The 17,277-nt window shown below is 69.3% G+C and carries 15 protein-coding genes; 5 read left to right on the top strand and 10 right to left on the bottom strand.

What is annotated here, in order from left to right:
• The first annotated feature begins 8 nt into the window (after window positions 1-8).
• The 3 genes from cysS (at window position 9) to SLQ31_RS03560 (ending at window position 3,938) form a co-directional block, all read left to right on the top strand.
• Window positions 9-1,415, top strand: a complete 1,407-nt coding sequence (gene cysS, locus SLQ31_RS03550; RefSeq protein WP_319429704.1) for a cysteine--tRNA ligase — start codon at window positions 9-11, stop codon at window positions 1,413-1,415.
• Window position 1,416: 1 nt separating this feature from the next.
• Window positions 1,417-2,358: a 23S rRNA (guanosine(2251)-2'-O)-methyltransferase RlmB gene (rlmB, locus tag SLQ31_RS03555; RefSeq protein ID WP_319429705.1), complete on the top strand. Its 942-nt coding sequence runs from the start codon at window positions 1,417-1,419 to the stop codon at window positions 2,356-2,358.
• A gap of 158 nt (window positions 2,359-2,516) precedes the next feature.
• Window positions 2,517-3,938 (top strand): hypothetical protein, encoded by a 1,422-nt coding sequence (locus tag SLQ31_RS03560; protein ID WP_319429707.1) that lies wholly within the window; start codon window positions 2,517-2,519, stop codon window positions 3,936-3,938.
• 11 nt (window positions 3,939-3,949) lie between these two features.
• Here SLQ31_RS03560 and SLQ31_RS03565 read toward each other — a convergent pair whose 3' ends face one another.
• The 6 genes from SLQ31_RS03565 to SLQ31_RS03590 all read right to left on the bottom strand — a co-directional run bounded on the left by SLQ31_RS03565 (window position 3,950) and on the right by SLQ31_RS03590 (window position 9,535).
• Window positions 3,950-5,179 (bottom strand): SLC13 family permease, encoded by a 1,230-nt coding sequence (locus SLQ31_RS03565; protein WP_319432817.1) that lies wholly within the window; start codon window positions 5,177-5,179, stop codon window positions 3,950-3,952.
• A 10-nt stretch (window positions 5,180-5,189) separates the two neighbouring features.
• Window positions 5,190-6,110 carry an MBL fold metallo-hydrolase gene (locus SLQ31_RS03570; protein ID WP_319429708.1) on the bottom strand — a complete coding sequence of 307 codons (921 nt, stop codon included), beginning with the start codon at window positions 6,108-6,110 and terminating at the stop codon, window positions 5,190-5,192.
• A complete protein-coding gene (locus SLQ31_RS03575; protein ID WP_319429709.1) occupies window positions 6,110-6,868 on the bottom strand; it encodes a 5-oxoprolinase subunit PxpA in 759 nt (252 codons plus the stop codon). The genes SLQ31_RS03570 and SLQ31_RS03575 overlap by 1 nt, the downstream gene beginning before the upstream one ends.
• 68 nt (window positions 6,869-6,936) lie before the next feature.
• The gene (locus SLQ31_RS03580; RefSeq protein ID WP_319429711.1) at window positions 6,937-7,803 is read right to left on the bottom strand and encodes a metal ABC transporter permease; all 867 of its coding nucleotides are present in this window, start codon (window positions 7,801-7,803) and stop codon (window positions 6,937-6,939) included.
• Entirely contained in the window at window positions 7,796-8,608 is an 813-nt protein-coding gene (locus SLQ31_RS03585) for a metal ABC transporter ATP-binding protein (RefSeq protein WP_319429713.1), read from the bottom strand. Before SLQ31_RS03585 ends, SLQ31_RS03580 begins: the two co-directional genes overlap by 8 nt.
• Window positions 8,609-8,617: 9 nt before the next feature.
• A complete protein-coding gene (locus SLQ31_RS03590; RefSeq protein ID WP_319429714.1) occupies window positions 8,618-9,535 on the bottom strand; it encodes a metal ABC transporter solute-binding protein, Zn/Mn family in 918 nt (305 codons plus the stop codon).
• Between the two features lie 109 nt (window positions 9,536-9,644).
• Here SLQ31_RS03590 and SLQ31_RS03595 point away from each other — a divergent pair, with 109 nt between their 5' ends.
• A complete protein-coding gene (locus SLQ31_RS03595) occupies window positions 9,645-10,745 on the top strand; it encodes a LacI family DNA-binding transcriptional regulator (RefSeq protein WP_319429716.1) in 1,101 nt (366 codons plus the stop codon).
• Here the strand turns inward: SLQ31_RS03595 and SLQ31_RS03600 are convergent.
• The 3 genes from SLQ31_RS03600 to kstR all read right to left on the bottom strand — a co-directional run bounded on the left by SLQ31_RS03600 (window position 10,742) and on the right by kstR (window position 13,773).
• Window positions 10,742-12,298, bottom strand: coding sequence for a PGRS repeat-containing protein (locus SLQ31_RS03600; protein WP_319429718.1), 1,557 nt, complete (start codon window positions 12,296-12,298; stop codon window positions 10,742-10,744). The two genes, SLQ31_RS03595 and SLQ31_RS03600, sit on opposite strands and share 4 nt — an antisense overlap.
• Before the next feature lie 110 nt (window positions 12,299-12,408).
• Entirely contained in the window at window positions 12,409-13,167 is a 759-nt protein-coding gene (gene otsB / locus SLQ31_RS03605; RefSeq protein WP_319429720.1) for a trehalose-phosphatase, read from the bottom strand.
• A 6-nt stretch (window positions 13,168-13,173) separates the two neighbouring features.
• Window positions 13,174-13,773: a cholesterol catabolism transcriptional regulator KstR gene (kstR, locus tag SLQ31_RS03610; protein ID WP_165934444.1), complete on the bottom strand. Its 600-nt coding sequence runs from the start codon at window positions 13,771-13,773 to the stop codon at window positions 13,174-13,176.
• Window positions 13,774-14,050: 277 nt separating this feature from the next.
• Here kstR and SLQ31_RS03615 point away from each other — a divergent pair, with 277 nt between their 5' ends.
• Window positions 14,051-16,159: an acyl-CoA dehydrogenase gene (locus SLQ31_RS03615; protein WP_319429722.1), complete on the top strand. Its 2,109-nt coding sequence runs from the start codon at window positions 14,051-14,053 to the stop codon at window positions 16,157-16,159.
• Between the two features lie 13 nt (window positions 16,160-16,172).
• Here the strand turns inward: SLQ31_RS03615 and SLQ31_RS03620 are convergent, their stop codons facing one another.
• On the bottom strand, window positions 16,173-17,240 hold the full coding sequence (locus SLQ31_RS03620; RefSeq protein ID WP_319429724.1) for a ferredoxin--NADP reductase: 1,068 nt from the start codon (window positions 17,238-17,240) through the stop codon (window positions 16,173-16,175).
• Window positions 17,241-17,277: the final 37 nt, after the last annotated feature.

Raw genomic sequence — 17,277 nt, forward strand, 5'->3', positions numbered from 1 at the left:
GGCGCGTCGTGACCTCAAGCGGCCTGCGGCTCCACGACACCTATAGCGGTGCCGTGCGTGAATTCGTGCCGCTGCGTCCCGGCCACGCCTCGATTTATCTGTGTGGTGCCACCGTGCAGGGCTTGCCGCACATCGGCCACGTCCGCAGCGGTGTCGCATTCGACGTGCTGCGCCGCTGGCTGATGGCCAAGGGGTTCGACGTCGCATTCATCCGCAACGTCACCGACATCGACGACAAGATCCTCACCAAGGCCGCCGACGCGGGCCGGCCGTGGTGGGAATGGGCGGCGACCCACGAGCGTGAGTTCAGCGCGGCCTACGACGCACTCGGTGTGCTGCCGCCGTCGGCCGAACCCCGCGCGACCGGGCACATCACCCAGATCGTCGACCTCATCGAGCGCCTGATTGACAACGGCCATGCCTACACCGGAGCCGGCGACGTCTACTTCAACGTCCTGAGCTTCCCGGAGTACGGCAAGCTGTCCGGGCACAAGATCGACGATGTGCACCAGGGTGAGGGTGCAGGCACCGGCAAGCGCGATCAGCGTGACTTCACGCTATGGAAGGGCGCCAAGCCCGGCGAGCCGTCCTGGCCCACGCCGTGGGGACGCGGCCGGCCCGGGTGGCACTCCGAATGTGTGGCGATGGCCCACGAGTACCTCGGAGCAGCTTTCGATATCCATTGCGGCGGAATGGATTTGATCTTCCCGCACCACGAGAACGAGATCGCCCAGGCGTGCGCCGCCGGCGACGGCTTCGCTCAGTACTGGCTGCACAACGGCTGGGTCACCATGGGCGGCGAGAAAATGAGCAAGTCGCTGGGCAACGTCTTGTCCATACCCGCTGTGCTGCAACGAGTCCGGCCCGCCGAGCTGCGCTACTACCTGGGCAGCGCGCATTACCGATCGATGCTGGAATTCTCCGAGACCGCTCTGCAGGATGCGGTGAAGGCCTACACCGGCATCGAGGAATTCCTGCATCGGGTGCGTACCCGGGTCGGTGCCGTGGTGCCGGGCACCTGGACCGAGAAGTTCGCCGCCGCACTCGACGACGACCTGGCCGTGCCTGCCGCGCTCGCCGAGGTGCACGCCGCGCGGGCCGATGGCAACCGGGCCCTGGACTCCGGTGACCACGAGACAGCGTTGGCCAAGGCCCGCGAGATCCGTTCCATGATGGGCATTCTCGGCTGCGATCCGCTCGACGAACGCTGGGAGACCCGCGACGAGACCTCGGCGGCGCTGGCCGCAGTGGACGTGTTGGCGCGTGCGGAATTGAACCGCCGCGACGAGGCTCGCCAGACTCGGGACTGGGCTCTGGCCGACGAGATCCGCGACCGGCTCAAGGAAGCCGGCATCGAGGTCACCGACACCTCCGACGGGCCGCAATGGGCCCTACGCGACGAAAGCAGTAAATAAAATGGCTGGAAACTCCAAGCGCCGTGGTGCAATCCGTAAGGAAGGCACCAAGAAGGGCCCGACGGTCGGCTCGGGTGGCCAGCGCAGGCGAGGCGTCGAGGGACGCGGCGCCACCCCGCCGGCCCACATGCGGCCCCACCATCCGGCGGCCAGGCGCGCCGCGACCGCCGCCAAGCAGGTGCGCAAATCGTACAAACCCACCGACGAGACCGAGATGGTCCTCGGTCGTAACCCCGTGCTGGAATGCCTGCGGGCGCACGCCCCGGCCACGGCGTTGTACGTGGTGCTGGGCGCCGAAGCCGACGAACGGATGACCGAATCGGTCACGCTGGCCGCCGACCGGGGTATCGCGATTCTCGAGGTGCCGCGCAATGACCTGGACCGCTTGAGCGCCAACGGTTTACATCAGGGCATTGCCCTGCAGGTGCCCCCTTACAACTACGCCCACCCCGACGATCTGCTGGCCTCGGCCACGTCCGACGTCGAGCCGGCGCTGTTGGTCGCGTTGGACAACATCTCCGACCCGCGCAATCTGGGCGCGATCATCCGGTCGGTTTCGGCTTTCGCCGGCCACGGCGTGCTGATCCCGCAGCGGCGCTCGGCGTCGGTGACCGCCGTGGCGTGGCGCACCAGTGCCGGTGCGGCCGCACGGGTTCGGGTCGCGCGCGCGACGAACCTCACGCGCACGCTCAAGGACTGGGCCGACGCCGGTCTGCAGATCGTCGGACTCGATGCAGAGGGTGACACGACGATCGACGAGTTCGAGGCGACGGGCCCGCTGGTGGTTGTCGTCGGCTCGGAGGGCAAGGGGTTGTCACGGCTGGTGCGGCAGAACTGCGATGCGGTGCTGTCGATCCCGATGGCCGGACCAACCGAGTCACTGAACGCGTCGGTGGCCGCCGGCGTCGTGCTGGCCGAAGTCGCCCGCCAGCGCCGTCGCTAGGTCACCCAACTCGCATCGCGGCGCCCGCCCAGACGAAGTTCAAGTAGTCCAAACTTGAATTCAAGTAGTCGATTACGCGATCCCTGCTGCCCTCCCGGCGTCAACAATCGTCGTGGTTGAAATCGACGACAGGGGCTGGGATGAAAACGTCCGTCATGATGACTGCAGTAGCGGTTGCCGGGGTTGTGGCAGCGCCGTGGGGGGCACACGCCACACCGCCAGCGCAGACACCGGTCCGAATGGCCGGCGTTCAGTTGGCATCGGTCAGCTTCGCGCTGCCCGCATCGCCGGCCTGTGCCCTCGACGTGACGTGCGGCCGTGACGACCGCCGCCTCAGCGCGAAGACGCCCACACCGACGGCATTGGCGGCGGCCGCAGTCTCGCCGGCCGACGCCATCAACACGCTGGTGTTGGTCGTCACGCTCGGGGCCGTCGGTAACGGCCAGGACGCGACCGCCCCCGGGGGGACCGGCGGCAACGGCGGCTGGCTGATCGGCAACGGTGGCGACGGCGGCACGGGTGCCACCGGCCAGAAAGGCGGAAACGGCGGCCGTGGCGGCCTGTTGATCGGCAACGGCGGCAGCGGCGGCGCAGGCGGCGCAGGAGTCGACCGCACCGTCGTAGCCGATGGTGTCGGTGCCGTCGGGGGTACCGGCGGCACGGGTGGCAACGGCGGCAGTGCGGGGTTGTTGATCGGCAACGGCGGAAAAGGTGGCACGGGTGGCTTGGGTGGCCGCGGTGCTGACGGCATCGTCGGCACCGCCGCCCCAACCGGCACAGGCGGCTATGGGGGTACGGGTGGCGGCGGCGGCACCGGCGGCACGGCTGGCAACGGCGGTAAGGCCGGCATGCTGATCGGCGCGGGCGGCAAAGGTGGCACCGGTGGCGTGGGCGGCACCGGCGGAAAGGGCGGCACCGGCGGTTACGGCTCTTCGGTTGGCGATGGTGGCGACGGCGGATATGGCGGCACCGGAGGAAAAGCCGGCACCGGCGGGTCGGGCTCGGCAGTCGGCGGCAAGGGTAAAGACGGCACCCAAGGCGACGGTGGCTATGGCGGTGCCGGTGGCGACGGCGCCACCGGGGGCGGGGGCTACGGCGCCGACGGTGGCGACGGGGGCGACGGTGGCTACAGCGCCAGCGGCGACGGTGGCCATGGTGGCCACGGTGGTAACGGCACCGCGGGCGGCTCCACGGGCGGCCGCGGCGGCCGGGGTGGTGAGGGCGGCCAGAGCGACACGGGCAACGGCGGTGTCGGTGGCGACGGTGGCAACGGCGGCGACAGCCCTCGCAGCGACGTCATCACCATCGGCGGATGGAGCCAAGGCGGGGGCGGCGGTCGCGGCGGCAGCACCAACACCGGTGACGGCGGTATCGGCGGTCGCGGCGGCACCGGCGGTCATGCCACCGACGCAACCGGCGCCCTCGCGCCCGGCGGCTCCGGCGGCTCGGGCGGGTACTCGGGCGGTATGCCAGGTTATGGCGGCGGCGCGCCGAGCGGCTCGAGCGGCGGCTACGGCGGTGCGGGCGCCACCGGAACTCATGGCGCGCAGGCCAAGTCCGCTGCGGGTCGTCATCCCTAAATGACTGGGGCCTAAAAGATTCGGAGTGCGACCCACAGCGCCACCGTCGCGGCCACAATGCAGGCCGGGACGGTGAGCGCCCCCAGCCAGGTGAACTCGCGGGCGCTGGTCGGCTCGCCCTGTTGATGTAGTACCTTGCGCCACAACAGATTCGATAGCGACCCGACGTAGGTCAGGTTCGGTCCGATGTTGACCCCGATCAGGACGGCCAACACCCCGGCCGGGCCGCTGGCGGCGACCAGGGGGAGTAGCACCAGCACCGCGGGCAGGTTGTTGACGATGTTGGACAGCACCGCGGCCACCGCCGCGATCCCGAGCAGGGCGGCCAGCCCGCCGCCGGTGGGCAACAGATCCGCGGCGGCGTGGTCAAGGCCATTGACCATCACAGCCTTGACGACCACGGCCAGCGCCAGCACGAACAGCAGAAACGGCAGGTGCAGGGAGCGCGCGATTCCGCTAATTGTGCTGCGCCGCTGCGCCAATGACCGCACACCCAGCACCACCGCACCGGCCAGCGCGGCCCACGCCGGGGACAACCCGAGGAACGACGTCACCGCGAACCCAACCAGGGTCAGGCCCAGCACGACGAGAACGAACACCGGTCGGTCCGCCGCCGGTGGTGGGCTGTCGGTCTGCACTTCGGTGAGGTCGCGCCGAAACACCAGCCGCAGCAACACATATTCGACCGCCACTGCCGCGACCCATGGCGCCGCCATCAACACACTGAACCGGGTGAACGACAGTCCGGCCGCGCTGAACGCCAGCAGATTGGTCAGATTGGACACCGGCAGCAGCAGCGACGCGGAATTGGACAGGTGCGCGGTGGCGTACAGGTGCGGGCGAGGCGACACCCGCATTGTCCGCACCGTGGCCAGCACCACCGGGGTGAGCAGGACGACCGTGGCGTCCAGACTCAGGATCGCCGTCGTCGCCGCCGCCATCAGGAACACCTGGCCGAGCAGCCGGCGCGGCTTACCGTTGCTGCCGCGCGCCATCCACGTGCCCGCGGCCTGGAACAGTCCCTCGTCGTCGCACAGACTGGCCAGCACCAGCACGGCGGCCAGAAAGCCGACCACCGGAAGCATCCGGCTCACCTCGGCAACCGCGTCCGTGGTGGACACCGCGCCGACGGCGACGACCACGGCAGCCGCCGGAACCGCGACCACCGCCTCCGACAAGCCGGCCGGCCGAGCGATCGCGAAGACCAGCACGACCGCCAGAGCGACCAAGGCGACGATCAGCACGAGGCGATCAGGTCCACGGGTCGGCGCGTTGCCACACCGTCGGTAGGTGCAGGCCGACCCCGTCGCGCTCGGCCAGCCGCGAGAGCACGCGCATCGACACGTCGAGGTCGTCGCCCGCGTATGGCAGCGCGATCATCGGCTCGGTGAGCGGGCGAAAAAAGTCGTCCCAGTGGATGAGCACCACCTGGCGCGCACCAACGGCGGCCACCGTGTGCTCCCAGTACTGCTCGATGTAGTCCAGCGGCTGAACGCCGAGCTGACCGACACCCAAGTAGGCGATGTCGGCCCGGCGGCCGTCGAGCGCGCCGGGCAGGAAGCCCGCGCTGCCCTGGATCAGCAGCCGCCGATCGCTGGGTGAGTGATGGATCAGCGTCGACCAGGCCTCACCGCAGCGGAAGGCCGAAGCCTTCGCCGGCGGCACGACCGGTGTGGTGATCGCACCGGGAAAGCGGTCCGGTGGACAGTGGTGCGATTCGATCAGCGTCACGCCGAACGGCCCAAGGGTCAGCTCCTCACCCGAGGTCGCGATGACGATCTGGTCCGATGAAAACCCTTGTCCGCGAGCGATATTGGCGGCCGATTCGCCGCCGATCAGCCGCGCCCCGGTGCGGGCGGCCACGATCGGTGAATCCATGGCGTGGTCGAAATGGGTGTGCACCGGTAGCACCGCGGCCAGCCGGTTGATCTTGGCGCGGTTGAGGCAGTAGTCGATGCGCGAGTGCGACGGGGTCAGGCGGCGCAGCCCAACCTCGAGCAGTGTCGGGCGGGAGAAGAAGCCGTCGGTCAGCACCGCGGATGTCCCGTCGTCGACCAGCAGTGTCGACACCCCGAGCCAGGTGATCGACAGTGCGGCGTCCGGGTCGGCATCGGGCACATCGAAAAGGTTGCGGTAGTTGGCGATATCGGGTCTGCCGAGTTTGAGTCGCATCAGACGAATGCCGCCAATTCGACGCCGTCGTGCAGCAGGCGGTCGCGGACCGCGGTGGCGATGTTCACCGCGCCCGGCGAATCCCCATGTACACAAACCGATTCCACCCGCACATCGATGCTCGATCCGTCGACGGCCAGTACCTGTCCGCTGTGCACCATCCGGGCCACCCGCTCGGCGATCTGCTCGGGATCGTGCAGCACCGCCCCTTCTTCGCCGCGGGAAACCAGGGTGCCGTCGGGGCGGTACGCGCGGTCGGCGAATGCCTCGGCGACGGTGCGTAATCCGAGCCGCTGGGCTTCCTCGAAGAACACCGAACCGGCCAGATTCAGCACCGGAAGAGTCGGGTCGACGGCGTGCACCGCCTCGGCGACCGCGCGGGCCTGCTCGCGGTGGGTGACGATCGTGTTGTACAGCGCACCATGGGGTTTGACATATGTGACATCGGATCCGGCGACGCGGGCGAGGGCCTGTAGCGCGCCGATCTGATAGATCACCTCGGCCGTCAGATCGGCCGGCGCGACATCGATGAAGCGGCGGCCGAACCCGGCGAGGTCGCGGTAGCTCACCTGGGCCCCGATGCGCACACCGCGCTCGGCGGCGGCTCGGGAAGTGCGCGCCAGCCCCGCCGGATCACCGGCGTGGAAGCCGCAAGCCAGGTTGGCGCTGGTGACGATGTCGAGCATGGCGGCGTCGTCACCGAGTTCCCACACCCCGAACCCTTCGCCCAGGTCTGCGTTCAAATCCACGGACGGCACGACCCCAGCTTAAGCGAGTCGACCGATGCCGCCGAGGGACGAGGAGGAGGAGGAGCGAGCAAATATGCCTAAGCCGCGGCGGGGTCCACCTGGCGCCGGCTGATCGCCCAACACACCAGATAAATCACGAACGAGATCGTCGTGACGAACACCGACACCGGAACCCCGGGTGCCAGCGACAGCACAATGCCGAGCACCGCGGACAACTCGGCGAAGACCACTGACGCCGCGATCACCGCGGCCGGTGAGCTGAACACCCGCGCCGCCGCAGCAGCCGGGGTGATCAGCAGCGACATCACCAGCAGTGCCCCGACGATCTGCACGCCCTGCGCGGCCACCACGCCGACCAGTGCCGCGAAAACGATGCCCAGCACGCGCACCGGAACACCGCGTGCGGCAGCCACTTCCGGGTCGGCCGTGGCGAACAGCAGCGGCCGATAGCTGACGGCCAGCACGCCGGTCACCAACACCGTCACCGCCACCAGCAGCGCCAGTCCCGAATAGCCGACGCCGACGATCTGACCTGTCAGCAGAGCGAAGCTGGTGCCGGCACGGCCCGGATACAGGTGGATGAACAGCACGGCCAGGCCCAGCCCGAACGCCAGCACGACACCGATCGCCGAATCCCGCTCACGGGCCCGCTGGCCGAGGATGCCGAACAGGACCGCGGCCAACGCGCTGCCGACCAGCCCGCCGAGCCCGACGTTGAGGCCGGCCAGCAGCGCGAACGACGCGCCGGTCAACGACAGCTCGCTGGACCCGTGGACGGCGAACGACATCTGGCGCATCACGATGAACGGCCCGATCAACCCGGCCACCAGGGCCAGCAGCGCGGCCGCGATCAGCGCCTGCTGCACGAACCCCCGGCCCAGCAGATCAGCGGTGATGTCGAAGGAGAACAGGTGATCCAGCAGGTGCGCGAAGCGGTCATTCATGGGCGTGCCCATGGGTGTGGCCGGAGTGATCGAGGTGTTCACCGACCACGACGTAGCGATCGCCGACCTGCACTACCTGGATGTCGGCCTGGTAGAGCTCCGAGAGGGTCGCCGAGGTCATCACCTCCGCGACGGTGCCGATCCGGAATCGCCCGTTGACCAGGTAGAGCACTCGGTCGACGTAGGGCACCACCGGATTGATCTCGTGCGTCACGAACATCACCGCGGTCCCGGACTGGCGGCGCTGGTCGATCAGCTGGGCGACCAACCGGGCGCTGGCCGGATCGAGGTTGAGCAGTGGTTCGTCGCACAGCAGCAGCACCGGATCGCTGGCCAGCGCCTGGGCGATGCGCACTCGCTGCAGTTCGCCGCCCGACATCACGCCGACCGGGACCTTGGCCAGCTTGGTTGCCCGTACCTGGGTCAACGCCTGCTCGACGATGTCGTGGCGGCGCTGCCGCTCTTTTCGGGTCAGCGGTGCGATGCCCCAGTGATGGCCGTCCACGCCGAGGCGCACGAGGTCGCGGCCGCGCAGGCTCAGCCCCCGGTCGACCGATCGATGCTGGGGCACGTAGCCGATCCGCTCGCTGCCGGCTTCGATCGGGCGGCCCTCGATGGTGGCGGTGCCCGCACTCAGCGCCAGCTGCCCGAGCAGCACCTTGAACAGCGAGGTCTTGCCGGTGCCGTTGGGGCCAAGGATGGCGATGAATTCACCGGGGGCCACCTTCAGATCGAGGTGGTCCCACAGGACCCGGTCGCCGAAGGCCAGCCTGGCACCCGATAAGCAGACGGTCTCGGCACCCACAAGCAGTGATTATCGGTTCTGCTGCAGCGCGGCGGTCAACCGGTCCGCGGTATCGCGCTGCCAGGCCAGATAATCCTTGCCCTCGGGCAGCGTCTCGGTGACGGGGACGACCGGGATTCCGGCACTCTGGGCGGCCGCCTGGACCTGCTTGGTCACGTCGGTCACGGTCTGTTCGTTGAACACCACCGCGGCGACCTGGCGGGCCTTGATCAGGTCCAGCATGGAGGCCACCTCCACGGGGGCGGGGTCGGTGTCCTGCTCGACGGCGCTGGCGAACCCCTCGGGTGTCTTGTCGGTCACGCCGGCGGCCACCAGCAGGTAGTGCGCGACGGGCTCGGTGGCGACCACGGCTGCGCCGGGATGGCTGGCGTGGATGGCCTTCTCGGTCTGGGCGATGGCGTCGGCGTTGCGATCGAAGGTCTCGGCGTTCGATTTGTAGTCGGCGGCGTGCTGGGGGTCGTCCTGGGCCAGCTTGTCGGCGATCTTGGCGGCTACGGCCTTGGCGGTATCCAGGTCGTAGAAGACGTGTTCATTGGCCGGCTGCGACTCGCCGGGGGGAGTTTGCAGCAGCGAGTAGGCGTCGACCGAGGCCACTCCCTTGTGGCTGGCCAGGACGTCGTCGACCCAGTGGTCGTAACCGCCGCCGTTGAACACGACCAGCGAGGCGTCGGCGATGGCCGCCGCGTTGGCGGGGCTGGCCTCAAAGGAGTGCGGGTCGGCTGAGGCGCTGGTGATGATCGAGGTCACCTTGGCGTGGTCGCCGGCGACGGCTTGCGCGACGCTGCCCCAGACATCGGTGGAGGCCACCACGGTCGGGGGTTGACCCGGCGCACCGCCGGGCGACTTGTCGCCACCGCATGCGGCGACTCCCGCCGTCAGCGCCAGCACCGACACACCGATGACCACCCGGATCGCAGCAGTACGCACGATCGCTCCTCTCAACTCAGGTAACCCTAATACAAATGAAAACCGTTTCCAATAACTCTAAGCTATCGGTACCCGTCGAACGCAAGTCCATGCACTAGCCTCACGGAGCATGTCCCGAAGTCCCGCGCCGCGGCGGCGGGCCACCCTGGCCTCATTGGCCGCCGAGCTCAAGGTTTCGCGGACCACGATCTCCAACGCCTACAACCGCCCCGATCAGTTGTCGGCCGATTTGCGGGAGCGGGTGCTTGCCACCGCCAAGCGGCTGGGGTACGCCGGACCGGATCCGGTGGCTCGCTCGCTGCGCACCCGCAGGGCCGGCGCGGTCGGCCTGGTGATCACCGAGCCGCTGACGTATGCGTTCAGTGATCCTGCGGCCCTGAATTTCGTTGCCGGACTTGCCGAGTCGTGTGAGGAAGTCGGCCAGGGCCTGCTGCTGGTCGCCGCCGGACCGGACCGGAGCCTGTCGGACGGCACCGGCGCGGTGCTGGGCGCGGGAGTCGACGGATTCGTGGTGTACGCCGCATCCGACGACGACCCCTACCTGCAGACCGTGCTGCAGCGCCACGTGCCCGTCGTCGTAGTCGACCAGCCCAAAGACGTACCGGGCGCGTCGCGGGTCTGCATCGACGACCGTGCTGCCACAAGGGAACTCGCTGACTACGTCATCGGCCTGGGGCACCACGAAATCGGCCTGCTGACCATGCGCCTGGGTTACGAACGCCGCGTCGGGGAGCAGACAGCCGGGGTGGTGACCCCAGAACGCTTGCAAAGCTCCACCTTTCACGCTCAGAGTGAGCGGATCGGCGGCGTGCGGGACGCGATGGCCGGCGCCGGGCTCGATCCGGAAACTCTGACCATCGTCGAGAGTTACGAGCACCGGCCCGCCTCCGGTGCGTTCGCCGCCGAACTGGCGCTGCAGACCAACTCGCGGATCACCGCGTTGATGTGCACCGCGGATGTGCTGGCCATCTCGGCGATGGATTACCTACGTGCGCATGGCATTTACGTTCCCGGGCAGATGACGGTCACCGGATTCGACGGGATTCCGGAGGCGCTGAGCCGGGGCTTGACGACGGTGTCGCAGCCCAGCCTGGAGAAGGGCAAACGAGCCGGCCGGCTGCTGCACAGCCCACCGCGGGACGGCCTGCCGGTCATCGACGTGTTGCCCACCGAATTGGTGCGCGGACGAACGGCAGGCCCGCCCGCCTAGTGCGGCCCGCCGGCGCCGCCCTGACCGCCACCGCCGCCGACGCCGCTGTGCTGCGGATTGCCGGGAGTGCCAGCCGTGGCTCCGCCTTTACCTGCGCCACCGGCCCCGCCCGCGCCGCCGGGCGGGGAGCTGGTGCCGCCGGTACCTGCGTTGCCGCCGTCGCCCCCATGGCCGCCGCTGCCGCCGATCGCGGTCCCGGCGTCTCCCTTGCCGCCCTTGCCGCCCGGGCCGCCCTGGTTGGGCTGCGAGCCATCGCCACCCTTGCCGCCGTGTCCGCCGGCACCGCCATCGCCGCCCGTACGGCCGCTCCCGCCGTCGCCGCCGTCGCCGCCTATCGCGCCTTTGCCGCCAGAGCCGACACCGCTCCCGCCGCCGCCGGCGGGCGTCCCGGTGTTCGAACCGGCACCGCCGGCACCGCCGTCACCGCCGGCGCCACCCTCGCCGCCGGTACCCCCGGCGCCCTCGCTGCCGCCGGGACCGCCGTCGCCGCCGTAACCTCCGAAACCGCCGGTGGAGCCGTTCTTGCCGTCGGTCGACCCGGCGCCGCCCGCGCCGCCACCGCCGCCGACGCCGCCGGTGCCGGTGAGGGTTCCGCCGCTACCGCCCTTGCCCCCTGTGCCGCCGGGGCCGCCAGGGGTGAACTTGCCGTTAGTGGGCGCGTCGGGTGTGCCGCCCTGACCGCCTTTGCCGCCGGTGCCGCCGTGCCCGGCCGATCCGGAACCGTTGCCTCCTATACCGCCCTTGCCACCGGCGCCGGCTGTGAGACCGCTGCCGCCGGCCCCGCCGGCGCCTCCTGTGCCGCCCGCCCCGTCATTGCCGTTAGCGCCGGCTCGGCCCATGGCTCCTGCCTTCCCGCCCGCGCCGGCGTTGCCGCCGTCGCCGCCTTTTCCGCCGTCACCTCCGTCGCTACCGATCTCAGGCGTGCTGCCCCCAACGCCGCCGGTCCCGCCGGTGCCGCCAGCGCCTCCCTTGCCGCCGTTGCCGAACAGTGAGCCACCGGCGCCGCCGGTTCCTCCGCTCCCGCCGAGTCCGCCGCCGCCGCCCTGTCCCAACTTGTAGTCGGATTGAACGGAATTCGCCCCCGCCTCACCGGTGCTGCCCAGTCCGCCGGCCCCGCCGGCCCCGCCGTTGCCGAACATTCCGGCCCGGCCGCCGTTACCGCCGTCTTGCCCGACTCCACCGGCCGCGCCATTGCCGCCATTACCGATCAACCAGCCGCCGTTGCCGCCGTCAGCGCCGGGGGTGGTCGCGTTGGCGCCGTTGCCGATCGCGCCCAAAGTGATGGTCAGCAACAAGTTGTCGAGCGGATTGCCACCCGCGAGTGCCACCGGAGTCTTGGGAACTGCCGCTGCGCTCGCGGGCGCATTACTGCCCGAGCAGAACCGCGACGGCCAGCATGTGGGCGTCGCAGGCAGCGGAACCCCGACCGACGCCAGCCGCACCTGCGCCGTCGCGGACCGGATCGGCGCTGCGGAGTGTGGGTGCAGTGGCAGCGTCCAGACCAGTCCGGCGCCGACAATCACTGCAGCGCAGCACGAAACACGGTTGCTCATGACATCCCCCGTCGGTCGGTGGCGGATCCGATGGACCGCCCAGACCGATCGTCAGGGCTAAACGTGGTGAGGGCTAAAGTAGACCGCTACTCCAATCCAATTGCTTGGGACTACTCACGCCTGGCATGCAGCAGAACCGACAGCGCGGTGGCGACGTCGTCGGGGGAGTCGACGCGATAGCGGGCAAGCGTCTGACCCGGCCCGACCTTCACCCCGATATCGCCGTCGGTCAGTCGGCTGAACGCCTTCTCGTCGGTGACGTCGTCGCCGAAGAACACCACCGCGCTCGCGTCACTGCGCTCGCGCAGCTGATCGAGGGCGGCACCCTTGTCGGTGTCGATGACCGCGAACTCGCGCACGGCCTTTCCCTCGGTGAGGTGAATGTCCCAGTCCCGCACCGCATTCAGTGCATCGTCGAGCGCCTGCTGGGCGTGTTCGGGGGCAGCGTTACGGACGTGGAAGGCCACACTGACCGGTTTGATTTCGACCGTCGCGCCGGGATAGCGCTCGATCAGAGCGGTCATCGTCTGCTCGATTCTGGCCAGCAGAGCCTTCGCCGGTTCGTCGATCGCATCCAGGAAGCCGGCATCGAATTCCGAGCCGTGGCTGCCCACCAGGTGCACATCCGCGGGCCCGCCGGACAGCACCCGCAGATCGCGCAACGCCCGCCCTGAGATCAACGCGGCACTCGTTGACGGCAATGTCGCGAGCGCCGCCAAAGCCTCGGCGGCGGCAGGGATGGGCCGGGCGTCAGCCGGGTTGGACACGATCGGCGCGACGGTGCCGTCGAAGTCGGACGCCACCAGCAGTCGCGGAACGCGGGCCACATCGATCAGCGCGCGGTGTAGGTCCTCGGGAAGATCGGGCACGGCGGCCTAGGACTCGCCGTCGTCGCCGATCAGCAGGCGCACCGCAAGATCGAGTCGTTTGCTGACGTCGGTCGCCGAGGCCCGACGGGTTAGCCAGGCCAGCAGGTTGGACAGCCACACATCGGAGATGACGCGGGCGATGTGGTACTGGTCCTCGGTCGGCTCGCCGTCACTCATGGCCCGGGCGAACATGCTGTCGATGATCTTCTCGACGTGATCAACCTCACCGGCGGCCGAGGCGTCGGCGAACACGTAGGCCCGCGTCATCGCCTCGGTCAGCAGCGGGTTGCGCTGCATGGCCCGGTTCAGCTTGCTGACCATGAAGCTCAGTCGGTGGAACGGCGAGCCACCGGCAACCACCGACCGGTCGGTCTTGGAGTCGATGCGTTCGAATTCGCGCGCGAGCGCCGAGACCAGCAGATGGACCTTCGACGGGAAGTAGCGGTACAGCGTGCCGACGGCGACGTCGGCACGGTCGGCGACCGCCCGCATCTGGACGGCCTCGTAGCCGCCCTTGGACGCGATGGCCATGGTGGCATCGAGAATGCGCTTGCGGCGCTCGCGCTGGGCTTCCGAACCGAGCTCTGATTCGGCGAGAACTGACACCGGTAGCACCTCGCGTGGCTGCGAACCCGCCCCGCCTGCCGACGATTTCTGCGCTGGCGATGACATGGGCTCGGTCAGCTCCTTCCAAGGGCCGTTACTGGGGGAAACGATACGCATCGCTAGACTTCGTCGCGTATCTCTGCGTCCCCCAGGACAGCCGCGTGTCCTGCTGCGATGCCAGTCGACTTGACTGTTGATCGCTTGCACTATTAGAACACGTTCTAGTGGGCCTGGAAGATGTTCAGCGGCCCTTCTTCGTGAAACCTAGGAGCCGACGTTGTCTGCGACCACCACCGACGAACAGTTTGCCGCCCGGGAGTTGGTCCGCAGCTGGGCCGCATCGTCCGGCGCCGCCCTTCCGGCGGTGCGCGATGTCGAGCAAGGCACGCCAGACGCCTGGCGCCCGGTTTATCGCGGCCTGGCCGAGCTGGGACTCTTCGGTGTCGCCGTGGCCGAGGACGCCGGCGGTGCCGGCGGTTCCGTGCAGGACCTGTGCGCCATGGTCGAGGAGGCAGCGCGGGCGCTGATCCCGGGACCGGTCGCGACGACGGCGGTGGCCACGCTGGTGGTCACCGATCCCGAGCTGCTTGAAGCGCTGGCTTCGGGGGAGTCGACGGCGGGACTGGCGCTGGCCGCCGACCTGACGCTGGACGGCGATCGGGTGTCGGGCACCGCCGGATACGTGCTCGGCGCGGATGCCTCCGGCGTGCTGCTGTTGCCGGTCGGAGATCAGGTCGTCGTGGTCGACGCCGCTGCCGACGGCGTGACGGTCGAGCTGCTGGCGGCCACCGATTTCTCCCGCCCGCTGGCCAAGGTGACGCTGGACGCCGTCCCGGCCACCACGCTCGCGGTCTCGCGGCGCCGGTTCGACGACCTGACCGCCACGGTGCTGGCCGCTGAAACCGCCGGCCTGGCCCGCTGGACGCTGGATATCGCCGTCGAGTACGCCAAGGTGCGCGAGCAGTTCGGCAAGCCGATCGGCAGCTTCCAAGCCATCAAACACATGTGCGCCGAGATGCTGCTGCGCTCTCAGCAGGCCGCGGTGGCCGCCGCCGATGCGGCGGTCGCTGCCTCTGGAGACGACGAAGGCCAGCTCGCCATCGCCGCTGCCATCGCCGCCGCGATCGGTATCGAGTCGGCCACGGCCAACGCCAAGGACTGCATCCAGGTGCTCGGCGGTATCGGCATCACCTGGGAACACGACGCCCACCTGTACCTGCGCCGCGCCTACAGCATCGGCCAGATCCTCGGCGGTCGGGCGGCGTGGCTGCGCCGTGTTGGCGCGCTGACACTGGACGGTGCGCGGCGCGAGCTGCACATCGATCTGGACTCCGTCGCGCACCTGCAGCCCGAGATCGCTGCCGCCGCAGCCGAAGTCGCCGCCCTGCCGGCGAACAAGCGTCAGCCCGCGCTGGCCGAGACCGGGTTGCTCGCGCCGCACTGGCCCAAGCCCTACGGCCGGGAGGCCTCGCCGGCCGAGCAGCTGCTCATCGACTCCGAACTGGCCAAGGTCGACGTGCAACGCCCCGATCTGGTGATCGGCTGGTGGGCGATACCGACGATCCTCGAGGGCGGCACACCCGAGCAGATCGAACAGTTCGTGCCGGCCACGCTGCGTGGCGACATCATCTGGTGCCAGCTGTTCAGCGAGCCAGGCGCCGGGTCGGATCTGGCCGCTCTGCGCACCAAAGCCGTTCGCGCCGAAGGTGGTTGGAAGCTCACCGGCCAGAAGGTGTGGACGTCGGCCGCGCAGAAGGCGCACTGGGGCGTGTGCCTGGCCCGCACCGACCCCGACGCTCCGAAGCACAAGGGCATCACCTATTTCCTGATCGACATGCGCTCGCCGGGCCTCGTGGTTCGGCCGCTGCGTGAGATCACCGGCGACGAGCTGTTCAACGAGGTGTTCTTCGACGACGTCTTCGTGCCCGACGACATGGTGGTCGGCACCGTCAACGACGGCTGGCGGCTGGCCCGCACCACCCTGGCCAACGAGCGCGTCGCGATGGCGCAGGGCACCGCGCTGGGCAATCCGGTCGAGGAGATGCTGCAGATGGTCGCCGAGCGGGAGCTCGACACCGCGCTCGCCGACCAGATGGGCAAGCTGATCCTGTCCGCGCAGGCGGGCTCATTGCTCGATCAGCGGATCGCCCAGCTGGCCGTCGGCGGACACGACACCAGCGCAGAAGCCAGCGCGCGCAAGCTGATTGGCGTGCGGCACCGGCAGGCGCTGGCCGAGTTCCGGCAGGAACTGTGCGAGTCGGGCGGGCTTGTCATCGACGGCTTCGTGCACGACTTCCTCAACACCCGGTGCCTGACCATTGCCGGCGGCACCGAGCAGATCCTGCTCACCCTGGCGGGGGAGCGCCTGCTCGGCCTGCCCCGCTAGCCGTCAGGCCGCCCTACTCGTCGTAGGTGACTTCGACTGAATCGGAATTCGGCCGCGCCTGGCAGCTCAGGATCAACCCCTCGGCGATGTCGCTGGGCTCGAGGACGTCGTTGATATCCATCTTGACCTCGCCGCTGCGCTTGACCACCGCGCAGGCGCCGCAGTGGCCCTCCCGGCAGGAGAACGGCACGTCGAGTCCCTTGTCGAGGAGCACGTCGAGCAGTTTGGCGCTGCGTGGCCACGACACCGTGTGGGTCGTCCCGTCGAGCTCGACGACGGCGGTGGCCGGCGGCTCGTCACCGTCGTCGGTGATTTTCACCGTGGCGAACGGATCGGTGTCCAGCGAGCGGAACACCTCGATGTGCACCCGCTTGGCTGGGACCTTCAACGACTCGAGTGCCTCTTCGGCGGCCTTCATGAACGGTCCGGGCCCGCAGATGAACGCCTGGCGGTCGGTGTAAGGAGCCATCAGCTGGCTCAGTGCCGGCACGCTCGGCAGGCCCTGCACCGACTCCAGCCAGTGCACGACGGTCAGCCGATCGGGGTACTTGGCGGCCAGGTCCCGCAGCGCGCTGCCGAAGATGACGGAACTCTCGTCGCGGTTGGCGTAGATCAAGGTGACTTGGCCGCTGCCCTGCGACAGCGCCGACTTGCAGATGGCCAGCATCGGGGTGATCCCGCTGCCTGCGGCGATGAGCAGGAAGTCGGCGTCGAGTGTCTTGGGGACGAAGGTGCCCGACGGCGCCAGGACGTGCATCTTCATGCCCCGGTGCGCGTGGTCGCACAGCCAGTTCGACGCGTAGCCGTCGACAGTGCGCTTGATGGTGACGGTCAGGGCGTCGTCGGTGAACGGCGAACTGCACAGCGAGTAGCAGCGCGCCACCGAGCCGGTGCGGTCACTGGGGATGCGCAGCGTCAGGAACTGGCCGGGCGCGTAGCGCAGGCGATCGGCCGGGATGTCCGCCCCGGCGGGCACGCCGAACACCAGGGACCGCGAGTCACCGGTCTCCTCGACAACGTCGGTGACTTCCAATTCGAGCACGTGGTTGCCCAGCGGCTCGTCCGGTGGAACCTGCGTCACGTCGCTTCGCCTTCCCTCCAGCCTAACTAGAACAGGT

The sequence above is a fragment of the Mycobacterium sp. RTGN5 genome, from assembly GCF_033804465.1.
GTDB lineage: Bacteria > Actinomycetota > Actinomycetes > Mycobacteriales > Mycobacteriaceae > Mycobacterium.